19 protein-coding genes are annotated in these 17,647 nt (G+C 67.3%); 13 read left to right on the top strand and 6 right to left on the bottom strand.

Annotated features, from left to right (window positions below):
- Position 1: 1 nt before the first annotated feature.
- Together ABQE89_RS00690 and ABQE89_RS00685 are read right to left on the bottom strand one after the other, a co-directional pair.
- Positions 2 to 1,099 (bottom strand): acyl-CoA dehydrogenase family protein, encoded by a 1,098-nt coding sequence (locus ABQE89_RS00690; RefSeq protein WP_448413089.1) that lies wholly within the window; start codon positions 1,097 to 1,099, stop codon positions 2 to 4.
- Between the two features lie 17 nt (positions 1,100 to 1,116).
- Positions 1,117 to 2,298, bottom strand: coding sequence for an acyl-CoA dehydrogenase family protein (locus tag ABQE89_RS00685; RefSeq protein WP_448413087.1), 1,182 nt, complete (start codon positions 2,296 to 2,298; stop codon positions 1,117 to 1,119).
- A gap of 139 nt (positions 2,299 to 2,437) precedes the next feature.
- Between ABQE89_RS00685 and ABQE89_RS00680 the strand changes: the two genes are divergently transcribed.
- The 12 genes from ABQE89_RS00680 to ABQE89_RS00625 all read left to right on the top strand — a co-directional run bounded on the left by ABQE89_RS00680 (position 2,438) and on the right by ABQE89_RS00625 (position 14,149).
- Complete coding sequence (locus ABQE89_RS00680) at positions 2,438 to 2,629, top strand: ferredoxin (protein WP_448413085.1); 192 nt, start codon at positions 2,438 to 2,440, stop codon at positions 2,627 to 2,629.
- A gap of 13 nt (positions 2,630 to 2,642) precedes the next feature.
- Positions 2,643 to 3,554, top strand: coding sequence for a 3-oxoacyl-ACP reductase (locus ABQE89_RS00675; RefSeq protein WP_448413083.1), 912 nt, complete (start codon positions 2,643 to 2,645; stop codon positions 3,552 to 3,554).
- Positions 3,555 to 3,836: 282 nt separating this feature from the next.
- Entirely contained in the window at positions 3,837 to 4,601 is a 765-nt protein-coding gene (locus ABQE89_RS00670) for an MlaE family ABC transporter permease (RefSeq protein ID WP_448413081.1), read from the top strand.
- Positions 4,598 to 5,440, top strand: a complete 843-nt coding sequence (locus tag ABQE89_RS00665) for an MlaE family ABC transporter permease (protein WP_448413079.1) — start codon at positions 4,598 to 4,600, stop codon at positions 5,438 to 5,440. The genes ABQE89_RS00670 and ABQE89_RS00665 overlap by 4 nt, the downstream gene beginning before the upstream one ends.
- Positions 5,441 to 5,450: 10 nt before the next feature.
- The gene (locus ABQE89_RS00660) at positions 5,451 to 6,650 is read left to right on the top strand and encodes an MCE family protein (RefSeq protein ID WP_448413077.1); all 1,200 of its coding nucleotides are present in this window, start codon (positions 5,451 to 5,453) and stop codon (positions 6,648 to 6,650) included.
- 1 nt (position 6,651) lies between these two features.
- Positions 6,652 to 7,689, top strand: a complete 1,038-nt coding sequence (locus ABQE89_RS00655) for an MCE family protein (protein WP_448413075.1) — start codon at positions 6,652 to 6,654, stop codon at positions 7,687 to 7,689.
- Positions 7,679 to 8,740 carry a virulence factor Mce family protein gene (locus tag ABQE89_RS00650; protein WP_448413073.1) on the top strand — a complete coding sequence of 354 codons (1,062 nt, stop codon included), beginning with the start codon at positions 7,679 to 7,681 and terminating at the stop codon, positions 8,738 to 8,740. The genes ABQE89_RS00655 and ABQE89_RS00650 overlap by 11 nt, the downstream gene beginning before the upstream one ends.
- A complete protein-coding gene (locus ABQE89_RS00645) occupies positions 8,737 to 10,089 on the top strand; it encodes an MCE family protein (RefSeq protein ID WP_448413071.1) in 1,353 nt (450 codons plus the stop codon). Before ABQE89_RS00650 ends, ABQE89_RS00645 begins: the two co-directional genes overlap by 4 nt.
- Complete coding sequence (locus ABQE89_RS00640; RefSeq protein ID WP_448413069.1) at positions 10,086 to 11,246, top strand: MCE family protein; 1,161 nt, start codon at positions 10,086 to 10,088, stop codon at positions 11,244 to 11,246. Before ABQE89_RS00645 ends, ABQE89_RS00640 begins: the two co-directional genes overlap by 4 nt.
- Positions 11,247 to 12,962, top strand: coding sequence for a virulence factor Mce family protein (locus ABQE89_RS00635; protein ID WP_448413067.1), 1,716 nt, complete (start codon positions 11,247 to 11,249; stop codon positions 12,960 to 12,962).
- Positions 12,963 to 13,655 carry an Rv1363c family protein gene (locus ABQE89_RS00630; protein WP_448413065.1) on the top strand — a complete coding sequence of 231 codons (693 nt, stop codon included), beginning with the start codon at positions 12,963 to 12,965 and terminating at the stop codon, positions 13,653 to 13,655.
- Positions 13,655 to 14,149, top strand: coding sequence for an Rv1363c family protein (locus tag ABQE89_RS00625; RefSeq protein WP_448413063.1), 495 nt, complete (start codon positions 13,655 to 13,657; stop codon positions 14,147 to 14,149). Before ABQE89_RS00630 ends, ABQE89_RS00625 begins: the two co-directional genes overlap by 1 nt.
- Here the strand turns inward: ABQE89_RS00625 and ABQE89_RS00620 are convergent.
- From ABQE89_RS00620 to ABQE89_RS00605, 4 genes are all read right to left on the bottom strand, one after another.
- Positions 14,136 to 15,599 carry an alpha,alpha-trehalose-phosphate synthase (UDP-forming) gene (locus ABQE89_RS00620; protein WP_448413061.1) on the bottom strand — a complete coding sequence of 488 codons (1,464 nt, stop codon included), beginning with the start codon at positions 15,597 to 15,599 and terminating at the stop codon, positions 14,136 to 14,138. The genes ABQE89_RS00625 and ABQE89_RS00620 overlap by 14 nt on opposite strands.
- Positions 15,600 to 15,764, bottom strand: coding sequence for a hypothetical protein (locus ABQE89_RS00615; protein WP_448413060.1), 165 nt, complete (start codon positions 15,762 to 15,764; stop codon positions 15,600 to 15,602).
- A gap of 49 nt (positions 15,765 to 15,813) precedes the next feature.
- A complete protein-coding gene (locus ABQE89_RS00610; RefSeq protein ID WP_448413058.1) occupies positions 15,814 to 16,182 on the bottom strand; it encodes an intersectin-EH binding protein Ibp1 in 369 nt (122 codons plus the stop codon).
- Positions 16,183 to 16,289: 107 nt separating this feature from the next.
- The gene (locus ABQE89_RS00605) at positions 16,290 to 16,640 is read right to left on the bottom strand and encodes an intersectin-EH binding protein Ibp1 (protein ID WP_448413057.1); all 351 of its coding nucleotides are present in this window, start codon (positions 16,638 to 16,640) and stop codon (positions 16,290 to 16,292) included.
- 113 nt (positions 16,641 to 16,753) lie between these two features.
- On the opposite strand from ABQE89_RS00605, the gene ABQE89_RS00600 reads away from it, so the two are divergent.
- A complete protein-coding gene (locus ABQE89_RS00600) occupies positions 16,754 to 17,644 on the top strand; it encodes an enoyl-CoA hydratase (RefSeq protein ID WP_448413055.1) in 891 nt (296 codons plus the stop codon).
- Positions 17,645 to 17,647 lie beyond the last annotated feature (3 nt).

The raw sequence follows: 17,647 nt of genomic DNA, 5'->3' as shown, positions 1-17,647 counted from the left end.
GCTAGGCCGGGGTGTCGGCCAACTCGCGGCCGATGCGCAGCAGTTGCCCGGTGGCGCCGCCGACGGCGAACTCGGTCTGCTTGGCGGCCAGGAAGTATCGGTGCACCGGATGGTCGGTGTCGATGCCGACGCCGCCGTGAACGTGCACGGTGGTGTGGGCGACGCGGTGGCCGGCCTCGGCGGCCCAGAACGCCGCGGTGTTGACGTCGACGTCGGCGGGCAGGCCCTCCGAGAGCCGCCACGCTGCCTGGGTCACGGTCAGCCGCAGCGCCTTGACGTCGATGTAGCCGTCGGCCAGCCGCGAGGACACCGCCTGGAAACTGCCGATCGGCCGGTCGAACTGTTCGCGCTCGCGGGCGTACTCCGCGGTCAGCTCCAGCGCGCGCTCCAGCACGCCGAGCTGAAAAGCGCTGCGGCCCAACGTGGCATGGGTGGTCAGCCAGGACACCGCATCGTCGCCGTCCACGACGCGCTCGGCGTCTGCCGCGACGTTCTGCAGTTCCAGATGCCCGATGCTGCCCCGGCCGGTGGTGCTCAGTGGACTCACCGTCACCCCGGGGTCGGCGGTGGTGACGACGAACAGCTTTGTGCCCGAGTCGGTCTCGGCGGGCACCAGAAACGCGTCGGCGACCGGACCGAACGCGACCTGGGTACGGGTTCCGGTCAGCCGGTGACCACCACCGTCGGCGACGGCCCGCACGGGCCCCTCGCCCATGTCCGGTTCCAGCGCCGTGGTCAGGATCTTCTCGCCCTTGACCGCTGGCACCGCCCACTGCTGCTGCAGGTCCTGTGACCCGAACTGTGCCATTGCGCCCGCGGCGAGTACCGCCGACTCCAGATACGGCACCGCGGCCATCTGCCGGCCCAGAGCCACCAGCACCGCGGTCTGTTCGAGCACACCGAACCCACCGCCGCCCAACGCCTCCGGGGCGGCTGCCGACAGAATGTCGGCGTCGATCAGCTTGCTCCACAGGTCACCGTCGAACCGCTGGTCCAGCCCGTCGAGCTTGCGCTGATGCTCGGGGGTGCACACCGACTCGGTGATCGTGCGGACCAGCCCGCCGAGGTCTTCGGCGGCTTCGGTCGTCTTGAAATCCATGGCTGAGTTCTCCGTCTCTACCGGTTGACCCGGGGCAGGCCGAGGGCGACCATTCCGATGATGTCGCGCTGGATCTCGTTGGTGCCGCCGCCGAACGTGAGGATCAGACACGAGCGGTGCATCCGTTCGATGCGGCCCCGCAGCAGCGCACCCGGCGAGTCGGTGCGCAGGGTGGCCGCGGTGCCGAGCACCTCCATCAGCAGGCGGTAGGCCTCGGTGGCCAACTCGGTGCCGTACACCTTGGCCGCCGACGCGTCCGCGGGCGACGGCGCGGCCTCTTCAGACGAGGCCAGTTCCCAGTTGATCAGCTTGAGCACCTCGGCCTTGGCGTGCACCCGCGCGAGGTTGAGCTGCACCCATTCCGAGTCGATCAGGCGTTTACCGTGCACGTCCTTGGTGTTCTGGGCCCACTCGCGAACCCCGTTGAGCGCCAGGAAGATCGGCTGCGCGGACACCAGCGCGACGCGCTCGTGGTTGAGCTGGTTGGTGACCAGCTTCCAGCCGGCGTTCTCCTCGCCGACGAGGTTGGTCGCCGGTACCCGCACGTCGGTGTAGTAGGTGGCGCTGGTGTCGACGCCGGCCATGGTGTGCACCGGAGTCCAGGAAAACCCCTCCGCGGTGGTCGGCACGATCAGCATCGAGATCCCGCGGTGCTTCTTGGCCTCCGGGTTGGTGCGCGCGGCCAGCCAGACGTAGTCGGCGTAGGCGATCAGGCTGGTCCACATCTTCTGGCCGTTGATGACGTAGTCGTCGCCGTCGCGCACCGCGGTGGTGCGCAGGGCCGCGAGGTCGGTGCCCGCGCCCGGTTCGGAGTAGCCGATCGAGAAGTGCAGTTCGCCGGCGGCGATCTTGGGCAGATAGAACTTCTTCTGCTCCTCGCTGCCGAAGTGCATGATCGTCGGCGCCACGCTGTTGATCGTGAGGAACGGCACCGGGACGTTGGCGATGGCGGCCTCGTCGTTGAAGATCAGCCCGTCCATCGGCGGGCGGGCCTGCCCGCCGAACTCCTTGGGCCAGCTCAGCGTCAGCCAGCCGTCCTTGCCCATCTGCGCGACGGTCTCGCGGTACACGTTGCCGCGGCCCATCTCCCCATCGTTGGACGCCAGCGCCTCGGCGCGTTCCGGGGTCATCAGCTTGGTGAAATAGGACCGCAGTTCGCGGCGCAACTCCTCTTGCTCTGGGGTGTAGCCGATCCGCATCGCCGTGTCCTAACTTTCTCGCCTGAAGGGACTCGTCCGCTGACCCTCATTCACACCTGGTTGTAACACGTTCTAGTCTTGGGGTCTAGGCCGGTGCCTGCCACACTGGTCCGACGGACCGACCCGCAAGGAGGTTGTGATGCGAGTGGAAGTGGACCGCGACCGTTGCGAAGGTAACGCGGTATGTGTGGGAATCGCCCCGGACCTGTTCGAGCTCGACGACGAGGACTACGCGGTCCTCAAGGCCGACCCGGTGCCCGCCGACCAGGAGGATCTGGCCGAGCAGGCCATCGCCGAATGCCCCCGGGCCGCCCTGAACCGCAGAGACTAGAGGTATTCATAAAGTGACGAACAATCCCGTGGATCTGACCGGCCGGGTGGCGGTGGTGACCGGCGCGGCCGCCGGGCTCGGCCGCGCGGAGGCGGTCGGCCTGGCCAAGGCCGGCGCCACGATCGTGGTCAACGACATCGCCGCCGCGCTGGATCAGTCCGACGTCATCGATGAGATCGTCGCCGCGGGAGCCAAGGCCGTCGCCGTCGCCGGTGACGTCTCCGAACGGTCGACGGCCGACGAGTTGATCGAGACCGCCGAGGGCCTCGGTGGGCTGGGCATCCTGGTCAACAACGCGGGCATCACCCGCGACCGGATGCTGTTCAACATGAGCGACGAGGACTGGGACGCCGTCATCGCCGTGCACCTGAGGGGCCACTTTCTGCTCACCCGCAACGCGGCCACCTACTGGCGCGGTAAGGCCAAGGCCGGCGAGCAGATCTACGGGCGCATCATCAACACCTCGTCGGAGGCGGGCCTGGCGGGGCCGGTCGGGCAGGCCAACTACGGCGCCGCCAAGGCGGGCATCACCGCGTTGACGCTCTCGGCGGCGCGGGCGCTGGAGCGCTACGGGGTGCGGGCCAACGCCATCGCGCCCAGGGCACGCACCGCGATGACGGCCGACGTGTTCGGTGACGCGCCGGAATTGGCCGAGGGCCAGATCGATCCGCTGTCCCCCGACCATGTGGTCAACCTGGTGACCTTCCTGGCCTCACCGGCGTCCGACGCCGTCAACGGTCAGTTGTTCATCGTCTACGGGCGGACCGTAACGCTGGTCGCGGCGCCGGTCGCCGAGGCGCGGTTCACCGCCCAGGCGCAGGCTTGGGAGCCGTCCGCGCTGGCGAACACGTTGCAGGATTACTTTGCTGACCGTGATCGGGAACGCGGTTTTTCGGCGACGGAGCTGATGGCCGGACAAGACTGACGGTCTCGCAAAGACCGCCGGAACACGGCTAGAACACGTTACAGAAATGACCTCGGTCACACCGGGCTTGACCAGCGAAAAATTACAATTTCGGCTACTTTTGCGGTTCTTTGACACTGCGAACGTGTTCTAGTTAGTATGATCCGGCTCACTGAGAGCAACGTTTAACCCAGGGGTGAGAAGCACGCCGCGGCAAAGGTTTTCGAAGGGTTTCCAGACCTTCGACACCTTCGCCACCAGTCGGCGGTGCCGAACACCCCGTTCCCGAGAACGGAGCCGAGGTTGATCGAACAGCTCGCGGCACCGGCTCGGGCCGTGGGTGGGTTCGTCGAGATGTCCTTCGACACGTTCGCCAAGATGTTTCGACGCCCGTTTCAGTTTCGGGAGTTCCTCGACCAGACCTGGATGATCGCGCGGGTCTCGCTGGTCCCGACGTTGTTGGTGGCCATCCCGTTCACCGTGCTGGTCGCGTTCACCCTCAACATCCTGCTGCGTGAGATCGGGGCCGCGGACCTGTCCGGCGCGGGCACCGCGTTCGGCACCATCACCCAGCTCGGGCCGGTGGTGACCGTGCTGGTGGTCGCGGGCGCGGGCGCCACCGCGATCTGCGCGGACCTGGGCGCGCGCACCATTCGCGAGGAGATCGACGCGATGCGCGTCCTGGGCATCGACCCGATCCAGCGGCTGGTGGTGCCCCGGGTGCTCGCGTCGACGTTCGTCGCGCTGCTGCTCAACGGCCTGGTCTGCCTGATCGGTCTGTCCGGCGGCTATGCGTTCTCGGTCTTTCTGCAGGGCGTCAACCCGGGCGCGTTCATCAACGGGCTGACCGTGCTGACCGGTCTGGGCGAGCTGGTGATGGCCGAGATCAAGGCCCTGTTGTTCGGCGTGGTCGCCGGCCTGGTGGGCTGCTACCGCGGCCTGACCGTGCAGGGCGGCCCGAAGGGTGTGGGGACCGCGGTCAACGAGACCGTCGTCTACGCCTTCATCTGTCTGTTCGTGATCAACGTGATCATGACGGCGGTGGGCGTGAGGGTGTTGGAGCGATGAGCTACGACGTCACGGTACGGCTGCGCCGCGCACTGCGCGGGGTGCCCAAGGTCGTCGACAACATCGGCGAACAGGCGCTGTTCTACGGCGAGACGGTCCGCTACATCCCCAACGCGGTCACCCGCTATCGCCGGGAGACCATCCGCAACATCGCCGAGATGACGATGGGCACCGGCGCGCTGGTGATGATCGGCGGCACGGTCGGCGTCGCGGCGTTTCTCACCCTGGCCTCCGGCGGTGTGATCGCGGTGCAGGGCTACTCGTCGCTGGGAAACATCGGCATCGAGGCGCTCACCGGGTTCCTCTCGGCGTTCCTCAACGTGCGCATCGTGGCCCCGGTGATCGCGGGTATCGCGCTGGCGGCCACCATCGGCGCCGGCACCACGGCGCAATTGGGCGCCATGCGGGTCTCCGAGGAGATCGACGCGGTGGAATCGATGGCGGTGCACTCGGTTTCGTATCTGGTGTCGACGCGGTTGATGGCCGGAATGATCGCGATCATCCCGCTGTACTCGTTGTCGGTGCTGGCCGCGTTCTTCGCCGCCCGGTTCACGACGGTATTCATCAACGACCAGTCGGCGGGCCTCTACGACCACTACTTCAACACGTTTTTGGTGCCCACCGACCTCCTGTGGTCGTTTCTGCAGGCCATCGTGATGGCCATCGCCGTGATGCTGGTGCACACCTATTACGGCTACAACGCGTCCGGCGGACCGGTCGGCGTCGGAATCGCGGTCGGTCAGGCCGTGCGCACGTCGCTGATCGTGGTCGTCACCATCACCCTGTTCATCTCACTCGCCGTGTACGGCGCGTCCGGTAACTTCAACCTCTCCGGGTAGGCGGGAGACCATGTCAGACGTTGAGGCCAAACGCAGCCACGTGAGGATCGCCGCGGCGATCCTCATCGGGCTTCTGCTGGCTGCCACCGTCTTCACCTACCTGGCCTACACCGCCGCCTTCACCTCCACCGACACCGTCACGGTGACCTCGCCACGCGCAGGCCTGGTGATGGAGCGCGAGGCCAAGGTCAAGTACCGCGGCGTGCAGGTCGGCGAGGTGACCTCGATCGACTACGCGGGCGACCAGGCCAAGCTGACGTTGGCGATCAACAGCAACGAGATGCGCTACATCCCGTCCAACACGCTGGTCCGTATCGGCAGCACAACGGTTTTCGGCGCCAAGGCGGTGGAGTTCATCCCGCCCGACGAGCCGCAGGGGCAGTTGAGGCCGGGCGCCACCGTGGCCGCCAAGGACGTGCAGCTCGAGGTCAACACGCTGTTCCAGACGCTGACCGACCTGTTGCACAAGATCGACCCGATCAACTTGAACGCGACGCTGAGCGCGCTCGGCGAGGGATTACGCGGCAACGGTGACGACCTGGGCGCCACCCTGTCGGGGCTGAATTACTATCTGCAACAGTTCAATCCGAAGCTGCCTACACTGCAGGACGATCTCCAGAAGACGGCGGTGGTGGCCAACATCTACGGCGACGCCGGCCCCGATCTGGCCCGGATTTTGGAGAACGCGCCGACGATCAGCGACACGATCGTCGACGAGCAAGACAACCTGAACGCGACGCTGCTGGCGGCGACCGGGCTGGCCAACAACGGCACCCAGACTCTGGAGCCCGGGGAGGACGACTACATCGCCGCGATCCAGCGGTTGCGGGCGCCGCTGCAGGTGGCAGGCGAGTACTCGCCGGAGTTCGGCTGCGTCCTGGAGGGCACCGCGCTGGCGGTGGAGCGCTTCGCCCCGGTGATCGGCGGTATCCGACCCGGCCTGTTCGTCGCGTCGAACTTCCTGCCCGGCTCGCCGGCCTACACCTATCCGGAGAGCCTGCCGATCGTCAACGCCAGCGGTGGACCGAATTGCCGTGGCCTGCCCAATATTCCGAGTAAGCAGTTCGGCGGGTCCTGGTACCGCTCGCCGTTCCTCGTCACCGACAACGCCTACGTCCCCTACCAGCCGAACACCGAGCTGCAGTTCGATGCGCCGTCGACGCTGCAGTGGCTGTTCAACGGGGCCTTCGCGGAAAGGGACGACTTCTAACGTGGAAAAGGATCGGACCTTACTCAACGTCAGCATCTTCACCATCGCCATGCTGATGGTGGCGGTGATGCTGGTGGTGGTGTTCGGCGAGTTCCGGTTCGCGTCGGAAAAGGGTTATCACGCAACGTTCATGGACGCCTCCAGGCTCAAGGCCGGCCAGGACGTGCGGATCGCCGGCGTGCCGGTCGGGACCGTCAACGCGGTCAAGCTCAATTCGGACAACACCGTCGACGTCTCGTTCGACGTGAACTCGCGCTACCAGATGTACACCTCCACGCGTGCGGTGGTGCGCTACGAGAACCTGGTCGGCGACCGCTATCTGGAGATCACCTCGGGGCCGGGTGAGCTGCGCAAGCTGCCGCCGGGCGCCACCATCCCCAAAGAGAACACCCAGCCCGCGCTCGACCTCGACGCGCTGCTCGGTGGTCTGCGGCCGGTGCTCAAGGGCCTGGACGGGCAGAAGGTCAACGAGGTCAGCAACGCGGTCATCGAACTGCTGCAGGGCCAGGGCGGCGCACTGACCAACCTGTTGTCCACCACCAGCGCGTTCACCCAGAACCTCGCCGCACGCGACCAACTCATCGGCGACGTCATCACCAACCTCAACACCGTGCTGGCCACCGTGGACGAAAAGGGCGAGCAGTTCGACGCCAGCGTCGACCGCCTGCAGAAGCTGCTCACCGGTCTGGCGGAGGGGCGCGACCCCATCGCCGGGGCGATTGGGCCCCTGGCGTCGGCTGAGAACAACCTGACCGACATGCTGGCGCAGTCGCGCCGGCCGATCCAGGGTGTTTTGGAGAACGTCCGTCCGATGGCTCAGCGCCTCGACGAGCGCAAGGCCGACGTGAACAAGGTGATCGAACCGCTGGCGGAGAACTACCTGCGGCTCAACGCCCTCGGCGCCTACGGGTCGTTCTTCAACATCTTCTACTGTTCGACCCGGTTGAAGATCAACGGTCCCGCCGGCAGCGACATCCTGATTCCGGTCGGTGGCCCGCCGGATCCGTCGAAGGGGAGGTGTGCACCGAATGTCGAGTAGGCCCGATGAATCAAACCCGTTGCGTACCGGCATCTTCGGCATCTTCCTGGTGGTCTGTCTGGTGCTGGTGTCGTTCGGCTACACCAGCCTGCCGTTCTGGCCGCAGGGCAAGCCCTACGAGGCGTACTTCTCCGATGCCGGCGGCATCTCGCCGGGTAACGACGTCAACGTGTCGGGGATCGCGGTGGGCAAGGTCACCGGCGTCGAACTGGCCGGGGACACCGCGAAGGTGACCTTCACCGTCGACCGTGACGTCAGGGTCGGCGACCAGACGATGGTGGCGATCAAGACCGACACCGTGCTCGGTGAGAAGTCGCTGGCGGTGACCCCGCAGGGCACCGGCTCGTCACAGGTGATCCCGTTGCGGCGCACCACGACTCCCTACACACTGAACACCGCGCTGCAGGATCTCGGGCGCAACTCCAGCGAACTGGACAAGCCGCGCTTCGAGCAGGCGTTGCAGACCCTGACCGACTCGTTGCACGACGCCACCCCGCAGCTGCGCGGCGCTCTGGACGGCGTCGCCAACCTGTCGCGTGCCCTCAACAACCGCGACGAGGCGCTCGAAGGCCTTCTCGCGCACGCCAAGAGGGTCTCCGACACCCTCGCACAGCGCGCCGGACAGGTGAACCAGCTGATCGTCGACGGCAACCTGCTGTTCGCCGCGCTCGACGAGCGACGCCAGGCGCTGTCCAACCTGATCGCCGGTATCGACGAGGTGTCCGAACAGCTTTCGGGATTCGTCGCCGACAACCGGCGCGAGTTCAAGCCTGCGATGGAGAAGCTGAGCCTGGTGTTGGACAACCTGCTGGAGCGTCGTGAGCACATCAGCGAGGCGCTCAAGCGGTTGCCGCCGTATGCGACCGCGCTCGGCGAGGTGGTGGGCTCCGGGCCCGGCTTCCAGATCAACCTGTACGGTCTGCCGCCCGCCCCGATCGCCGAGGTGCTGCTCGACTTCTACTTCCAGCCCGGCAAGCTGCCCGACAGCCTCGCGGACATGCTGCGCGGCTACATCTCCGAGCGTCTGATCATTAGGCCGAAGTCACCATGACCCACCCGAAACCTTCTGCTGACCGCACCCGCTGGCTGCGCATCGCGCTGGCGGCGGTGCTGGTGGTCGCGCTGGCCGCCGGCGTGTACCTGGTTTGGCCGTCGCGGGCGGGCACGAAGCTGACCGCGTACTTCACCTCGGCGGTCGGCCTGTATCCGGGCGACGACGTGCGCATCGTCGGGGTGCCGATCGGCAAGATCGACTCGATCCAGCCGCGGGCCGAAGACGTCAAGGTCACCATGACGGTGCAGAACGGCGTCAAGGTGCCCGCCGACGCCAAGGCGCTGGTGATCGCCCCGAACATCGTCGCCGCGCGGTTCGTGCAGCTCACCCCGGCCTATACCGGTGGGGCCGAGCTGGCCGACGGCGACGAGATCGGGCTGGACCGCACCGCGGTGCCGGTGGAGTGGGACGAGGTCAAAGAGCAGCTGACCCAGTTGAGTGCGCAACTCGGGCCGCACGAGGGGTCGGTGCAGGGCCCGCTGACCGCCTTCGTGAACCAGGCCGCGGACACCTTCGACGGCAACGGCGACACGTTCCGCCGCGCCCTGCGGGAACTGTCGCAGACCGCGGGCCGGCTCGGCGATTCGCGCACCGACCTGTTCGGCACCATCCGCAATCTGCAGGTGCTGGTCGATGCGCTGTCGAACAGCAACGAGCAGATCGTGCAGTTCTCCGATCACGTCGCCTCGGTGTCGCAGGTGTTGGCCGACAGCTCGGCCGGCCTGGACAACACGCTGGGCACGCTCAACCAGGCGCTGTCCGACGTGCGCGGTTTCCTCAACGAGAGCAACGGCGCGCTGATCGACCAGATCACCAAGCTGACCGACTTCACCAGTCTGCTGACCGAGCGCAGCGACGACATCGAGCAGATCCTGCACATCACACCCAACGGCCTGTCGAACTTCTACAACATCTACAACCCCGCCCAGGGCACGGTGGGCGGGCTGCTGACGCTGCCGAACTTCGCCAACCCGGTCCAGTTCATCTGCGGCGGCACGTTCGAGGCCGCGGCCTCCCCGGACAACTACAAGCGGTCGGAAATCTGCAGGCAGCGAATGGGTCCGGTGTTCAAGCGCATCGCGATGAACTTCCCGCCGCTGCTGTTCCACCCGATCAACAGCATCACCGCCTACAAGGGGCAGATCATCTACGACACCCCCGAGACACAGGCCAAGGCCGAGACGCCGGTGCCGTATCTGCAGTGGCAGCAGGCGCCCGGCACGAACCCGCCGCCGATGTCGGGCCAGACGGATCTGAGTTCGTTGTTCGTTCCGCCGGCCCCCGACGCGTCGTCGACGTCGCACGCGGGCGGACCCGCGTCCGGGCCCCAGGCAGGTGGATCGTGATCCGGCGGGTGGTGGCGCTCTCGTCGCTGGCCGCGCTGCTGGCGGGCTGTCAGTTCGGCGGGCTCAACTCGCTGAACATGCCCGGCACCGCGGGCCACGGTCCCGGGTCCTACAAGATCACCGTGGAACTGCCCGACGTGGCCACCCTGCCGCAGAACTCACCGGTGATGGTGGACGACGTCACCGTCGGCAGCGTGTCCGGCATCGACGCCGTGCAACGGGCCGACGGCACGTTCTACGCCGCGGTCCAACTGTCCCTCGACAGTGAGGTCAAGCTGCCCGCCAACGCCACCGCCAAGGTGGCCCAGACCTCGCTGCTGGGCTCCCAGCACATCGAACTGGCCGAACCCGTCGGTGAGCGCGCCGTCGGCAAACTGGAGAACGGGGCGCATATTCCGGTGGACCGCACCGGCCGCTACCCGACGACAGAAGAGGTGCTGTCCGCCCTCGGTGTGGTGGTCAACAAGGGCAATCTCGGTGCCCTACAAGACATCACCGAGGAGACCTACAACGCAGTGGCGGGACGGCAGGGCACCTTCGCCGATCTGATCCCGCGCCTCGCCGAGCTGACCAGCTCCCTGGATCAGCAGACCAACGACATCATCGCGGCGGCCGAGGGGCTGAACCGGTTCGCGGGCATCCTGGCGCGCAGCAAGGACAGCCTCGGCCGCACGTTGGACACGCTGCCCGAGGCGCTGGAGGTGCTCAACAACAACCGCGCCAACATCGTCGACGCGTTCGGGGCGTTGCGCAGCTTCGCCACCGTCGCCTCGCGGATCCTGGAGCAGACCAAGGACGATTTCGCCGCGGACTTCAAAGACCTCTACCCGGTGGTCAAGTCGCTCAACGACAACGTCGACTTCCTGATCAAGGACCTCGAACTGCTGCCGACGTTCCCTTTCCACTACAAGTACCTGAAAAACGCGGTGCGTGGCGACTACCTGAACGTCTACACCACGTTCGACCTCACGCTGCGGCGCGTCGGCGAATCGGTGTTCACCACGTCGTGGGGCCTTGACCCGAACATGAAGCGCATGCACGAGGTCATCACCCCGCCGGACTTCCTGACCGGAGCGCTGGCGAACCTGTCCGGCCAGGCCGCCGACCCGTTCGAGATCCCGCCGGGCACGGCGACCCAGCACGGGGAGGGGCCGTAGATGCTTGACCGGCTGACCCGAATCCAGTTGTCGATCTTCGCGGTCGTCACGGTGCTGACCGTCGGGGCGATCTCGATCTTCTATCTGCAGCTGCCCGCGGCGGTGGGCATCGGTGCCTACCAGGTGACCGCCGAATTCTCCGCGGCGGGCGGCCTGTACAACAACGCCAACGTGACCTACCGCGGCGTGACGATCGGCCGGGTGGAGTCGGTCGCGCTGTCGGACACGGGCGTGGTCGCCCACATGCGACTGGACAGCGGCACCCCGGTGCCCGACAACGTCTCCGCGACCGTCAAGAGCGTGTCGGCGGTCGGCGAGCAGTACGTCGACCTGGTGCCGCCGGCCGATCCTTCGCAGTCCAAACTGCGCAACGGGTCCAACATCGACGTGGACCGCACCGCGATCAGCCAGGACATCGCGGGGCTGCTGGACCAGGCCGAGAGCCTGGTCACCAGCGTCAGCAACAGCAGGTTGCAGGACCTGTTGCGGGAAACGTTCAACGCATTCAACGGATCCGGACCCGAATTGGCTCGGCTGATCCAGTCGGCGCGGCTGTTGGTCGACGAGGCCAACTCCAACTACGGCCAGATCACGCAGCTGATCGATCAGGCAGGGCCGTTCCTGGACGCGCAGATCCGCGCCGGCGACGACATCACGTCGCTGGCCGACGGATTGGCGCGGTTCACCACGGAGTTGGCCGGTGCCGATCCGCAGTTGCGCTCGACGCTTCAGACGGTGCCCGGCGCGACCGAGGAGGCCAACGAGTTGTTCGACGGCATCCGGCCGTCGTTCCCGGTGTTGGCGGCCAACCTCGCCAACTTCGGCCGCATCGGGGTCATCTACCGCGACTCGATCGAGCATGCGCTGGTGGTGTTCCCGGCGTTGATGGCCGCGCTGAACACCGTCGCCGGCGGGGTGCCCGCCGACGAGGGCGGCAAGCTGGACTTCAAGATCCACCTGCAGGATCCGCCGCCGTGCCTGACCGGCTTCGTCCCCGCCAGCGAGATGCGCTCGCCGGCCGACGAGACGCTGCGCGAACTGCCCAAGGATCTGTACTGCAAGGTGCCGCACAACGATCCGAGCGTGGTGCGTGGCGCGCGCAACTACCCGTGCCAGGAGTTCCCCGGTAAGCGAGCGCCGACGATCCAGCTGTGCCGCGACCCCAAGGGCTACGTCCCGATCGGCAACAACCCGTGGCGCGGCCCGCCGGTGCCGTTGGGCACGCCGATGGACACGATGGAGGACGACACCACGGAGATCGGCCGGAACATCCTGCCGCCCAACAAGTTCCCCTACATCCCGCCGCAGGTGGACCCGGATCCGGGCCCGCCGGTGGTCCAGTTGCCGCCCGGCATCCCGCCGGGTCCGGGCCCGGCGCCGCACGCACCGTACCCGCTGCCGGTGCCGCCCAACGAGGTTCGCCCCGAGCTGCCGCCTGCGTGGCCGTTCTTCAGCCCGCCCGACCACGTCGTGCCGCCGTACGGCAGGCCGGCACCGCCACCACCGGCACCGCCGCCCGGCCAGCCCGCACCGCCGCCGAGCGGTCCGCTGCCCGCCGAGGTGCCGATGGCCTCCGGTACGGACTTCGCCACCTACGACCAGAACGGCAAGTTCGTCGACCCGGCAGGCGGAACTGGCGTACTCGCCACCGCTACTGACAAACTGGCGCCTGCAGAGAACTGGGTTGATCTGATGTTGGCTCCAAGGCAGGCGTAGATGGCGGAAGACACGGCTTCTTCGACGCAGACGACGAGGCCGAGGGGGCGCCGGCGTGCGTCCCGAGCGGCAGGACCGGCGGCCGGTGACCCGGGCGCCACCGCGGTGCGGGTGCAGGCGCCCACGCCGGTGACGGTGCGGGTACCGCGGCCGGTGGAACCCCCGCCGCGGCGCCAACCACACCGTGGCCTGGTCGCGGCCATCGCGGCGAGCACGCTGGCGGTGGCCATCCTGGCGCTCAGTGGACTCGGCGTGTGGATGCACGTGCAGGGGCGGCACGCCGACGAGGCGTTGGCCCGCGAGCAACGGTTCGTCGACACCGCTTCGCAGTTGGTGGTCAACATGTTCAGCTACACGCAGGACACCATCGATCAGAGCGTCGACCGGTTCGTCGACAGCACCAGTGGGCCACTGCGCGCGATGATGACCGAGGGCAACAACGCCGAGAACCTCAAGCTGCTGTTCCGCGACACCAACGCCAGCGCCGAAGCGGTGATCAACGGTGCGGCTCTGGAGAAGATCGACGAGACCGCCGACAACGCCGCGGTGTTGGTGTCGGCGCGCGTCACGGTGACCGATCTCGACGGCAACAACCAGCCCTCGCAGCCCTACCGGCTGCGGGTGATCGTGCACGAGGACGGCAACGGCCACATGACCGGTTACGACCTCAAATATCCCGACGGGGGGAACTGATGCGCACGCTCACCACCAGGCTGGTGGGTACGGCGGTGGTCGCGCTGGCAGTGGTCTTCGTCGCCGCCGCCGCGGTGGGTGGCGCGATGTACTGGGACCGGGTGCAGCGCACCGGCGCCGAGGCCGCCCGTGCCGAATTGCCGTCGCTGGCCGAGCAGCAGATACCCAAGGTGTTCGGCTATGACTACCAGACCGTCGAGCGTTCGCTCAACGAGATCTATCCGCTGCTGACCCCCACCTACCGCCAGGAGTTCCAGGACCGCGCGGCCAGCGACATCATCCCGCAGGCCCGGGAACGCCAACTGGTCAGCCAGGCCAACGTGGTCGGCGTGGGAGTGATGACGGCACAACGTAGTTCAGCGTCGGTGATGGTCTACATGAACCGCACGGTCACCGACTCCTCAAAGGAGCCGATCTACGACGGCAGCCGGTTGCGCGTCGACTACCAGAAGATCGACGGCAAGTGGCTGATCGGGCACATCACGCCGATTTAGCGTCCTGTCGAGTCGACGCAAGCGCGTCGAGAAACGACCGCGCCCACAGGTCGACGTCGTGGGCGAGCACCTGGCGGCGCAACGCCCGCATCCGTCGCCGCCCCTCCTCCGGCGTCTGGTTCAGCGCCGCCTCGATCGCGTCCTTCACGCCCTCGAGGTTGTGCGGATTGGTCAGATAGGCCTGGCGGAGTTCGGCTGCGGCACCGGTGAATTCGCTGAGCACCAGCGCGCCGCCGAGGTCGCTGCGACAGGCCACGTACTCCTTGGCCACCAGGTTCATGCCGTCGCGCAGCGGGGTCACCAGCATGACGTCGGCCGCCACGAAGAACGCGATCAGGTCCTCCCGGGGTATCGGCCGGTGCAGGTAGTGCACGATCGAGTGACCCACCTCGGCGTACTCGCCGTTGATGTGGCCGACCTGGCGTTCGATGTCCTCGCGCATCGCGATGTAGCTCTCCACGCGTTCGCGGCTCGGCGTGGCGAGTTGCACCAGCACGGTGTCGTCACGGCCGGCCCGGTCCTCGGCGAGCAACTCCGAGAACGCCTTGAGCCGGACGTCGATGCCCTTGGTGTAGTCCAGCCGGTCGACACCCAGCAGGACCTTCCTCGGGTTACCCAGCTCGTGGCGGATCTCCTGGGCGCGTTGGCGGATCGCGCGGGAACGCGACTTGCGGTCCAGGTCCGCGGAGTCGATGGAGATCGGAAAGGCGCCGACCTTGACGGTGCGCGAGCCGAATCTCACCTCGCCGAAGCGCGACCGCACACCGACGTTGGCCCGCGACGTCTCGGCGCCCGCCAGGCGGCGGGACAAGATCAGAAAGTTCTGCGCACCGCCGGGCAGGTGAAAGCCGACCAGGTCGGCGCCCAGCAGACCCTCGACGATCTCGGTGCGCCAGGGCAGCTGCATGAAAAGTTCGACCGGCGGAAACGGGATGTGCAGGAAGAAGCCGATGGTCAGGTCCGGCCGCAGCGTCCGCAGCATCTTCGGCACCAGCTGCAGCTGGTAGTCCTGTACCCATACCGTCGCGCCCTGGGCGGCCGATTTCGCGGTCGCCTCGGCGAAGCGCCGGTTCACGTCGACGTAGGCGTCCCACCACTCGCGGTGATAGATCGGCTTGACGATGACGTCGTGGTACAGCGGCCACAGCGTGGCGTTCGAGAACCCCTCGTAGTACTCGGCGACGTCCTGGGCGGACAGGTCGACCGGGTGCAGGCGCATGTCCTCCTGCTCGATCGGCTCGGAACCGGCGTCGGGGACACCCGGCCAGCCGATCCAGGCGCCGCGCTGGCGGCGCAGCAGCGGCTCCAGCGCCGTGACCAGGCCGCCGGGGCTGCGCTTCCAGGTCGTCGTGCCATCGGGCAGACGTTCCATGTCAATGGGCAGCCGGTTGGCCACCACGACGAAGTCAGACTCCCCCGAGACGGCCTTATCACCGCCTCGCGGACTCATCTACGCCTCGTGCTTCGAGGGCCCAATGCCGAGCATCGAGAGGAAGACCCGGCATTCGTCCGCGTCGGTTGCATAGGCCGCGACCACTCGACGGGCCTGGCGCGCGGTGCTGTCGGCCAGCGGCTCGACGTCGCCGATTTCGGCAGAATCAGATTTTGCAGGCATATGACAACTCTAGCCGCGGCGCCATCGCCGCAGTTCAGCAGCCTTACCGCTATCCGGTGACGGTCGGGCTGTGGTCGATGTGCGATGAGGGCGGCGTGCCGGGCGCCATCGCCTGGGCCTCCTCGGCCAGGCCGATGCACTGACCCGAGTTGTGCCCGATGCAGGGCACTCCCAGCACCGTCGGAACGTCGGGGTTTCCGGGCAGGGTGGTGAACGGGGAGCCGGCGTTGGGCACCGTGTGCGGGACACAGACACCGGTGAAGGTGTCGGTTTCCTCGCCGGACGGGCAGGACTGGGCCAGCGGTGTCCGGTCGTCGTCCAGCGTCGCGACGACGGCGAGCGCCGGGGCGGCCGCCATGGCGACAGCGAAGCCACCGGCCAGGATCAGTCGTCGAGCTGAGAGCTGCAAGGTCGCCATCGTCACGCTTTCTGTAGTTGTGCTGTCGTTATCGACCGTCTCGTCGGCATGGATTCTATGGAAGCCGTCGGGTTTCCGCACAGCTTCTACGTGTTAGCCGACCCCGGTCAGGGGCTGGAACTGATGGTCGAACGGGGGATTGCCGCCGGTCCCGCGGCTTCGGCGTTCTCCGCCAACCCGATGCACGCGCCGGCGTTGTGGCCGATGCACGGGATGCCCTGGATCTCGGGCACGTCGGGGTTGGCCGCGGTCGCCGAGAAGATCGGCGGCGAGTTGGGCACCAGCATCGGTGTGCACGTGGTGGTGAAGACGTCGGATTCCTCGCCCTGGTGGCACTGGGCCAGCGGGGCCTGTGGAGCAGGCGTGGAGTACGCGGAGACCGCGGGCACGGCCATGGCCGCCACGGCGAAACCACCGACCACCAGGAACCGTCGAATCGCGAACGAGCAAGTCGCCATGTCGCGAGTGTAGTGATCTTGCCGTCGATCCGCTGTCACACCACCGCAACGCGCTTCCGTGGCGGCACCGTAATCTGCTAGCTGACCAAACAACGTGAGCGAGGTGGTCCGCTGTGGCGCGGCAGGTGACGTACGAGACGCTGGACGACGGGCGGATCGCCCGCATCTGGCTGGACCGCCCCGAGGCGCAGAACGCGCAGTCGCGCACGCTGCTGGTGGAACTCGACGAGGCGTTCACCCGCGCGGAGGCCGACGACGAGGTGCGGGTGGTGATTCTGGCCGGCCGCGGCAAGAACTTCTCCGCCGGCCACGACCTCGGATCCGAGGAGGCGCTGCTGGAGCGCCAACCGGGTCCCGATCAGCACCCGAGTTTCCGGTCGCGCGGCGCCACCAGGACGGGCGTGGCGGAGAGAACGTATCTGCAGGAATGGCACTACTACTACGAGAACACCCAGCGGTGGCGCGATCTGCGCAAGATCACCATCGCCCAGGTGCAGGGCAACGCGATCTCCGCCGGCCTCATGCTGATCTGGGCGTGCGACCTGATAGTCGCCGCCGACGACGCCAAGTTCAGTGACGTCGTCGCGGTCCGGATGGGTATGCCCGGCGTCGAATACTACGCGCACCCTTGGGAGTTCGGCCCTCGCAAGGCCAAAGAGCTTCTGCTGACCGGGGATTCGATCGACGCCGAGGACGCCTACCGGCTGGGTATGGTGTCGAAGATCTTCCCGCGTGACGAACTCGAGGACAAGACACTGGAATTCGCGCGGCGCATCGCCGAGCGTCCGACGATGGCGGCGCTGCTGGTGAAGGATTCGGTCAACGCCGCAGCCGACGCGATGGGCTTCACCGAGGCGCTGCGGCACGCGTTTCACATCCACGAACTCGGCCACGCCCACTGGGCCTCGGCCAACGAGAACCGATTCCCGGTCGGCCTGCCACCGGATGTGCCTGACTGGCGCACCCTCGGCGCGCCGAAACCGGCCCGTCGCGACGAACCGTAGAGG

It is taken from the genome of Mycolicibacterium sp. XJ1819 (assembly GCF_053483675.1).
Note: the sequence above shows the minus strand (reverse complement) of the source record. Positions and strands in the feature narration are given on the sequence as shown.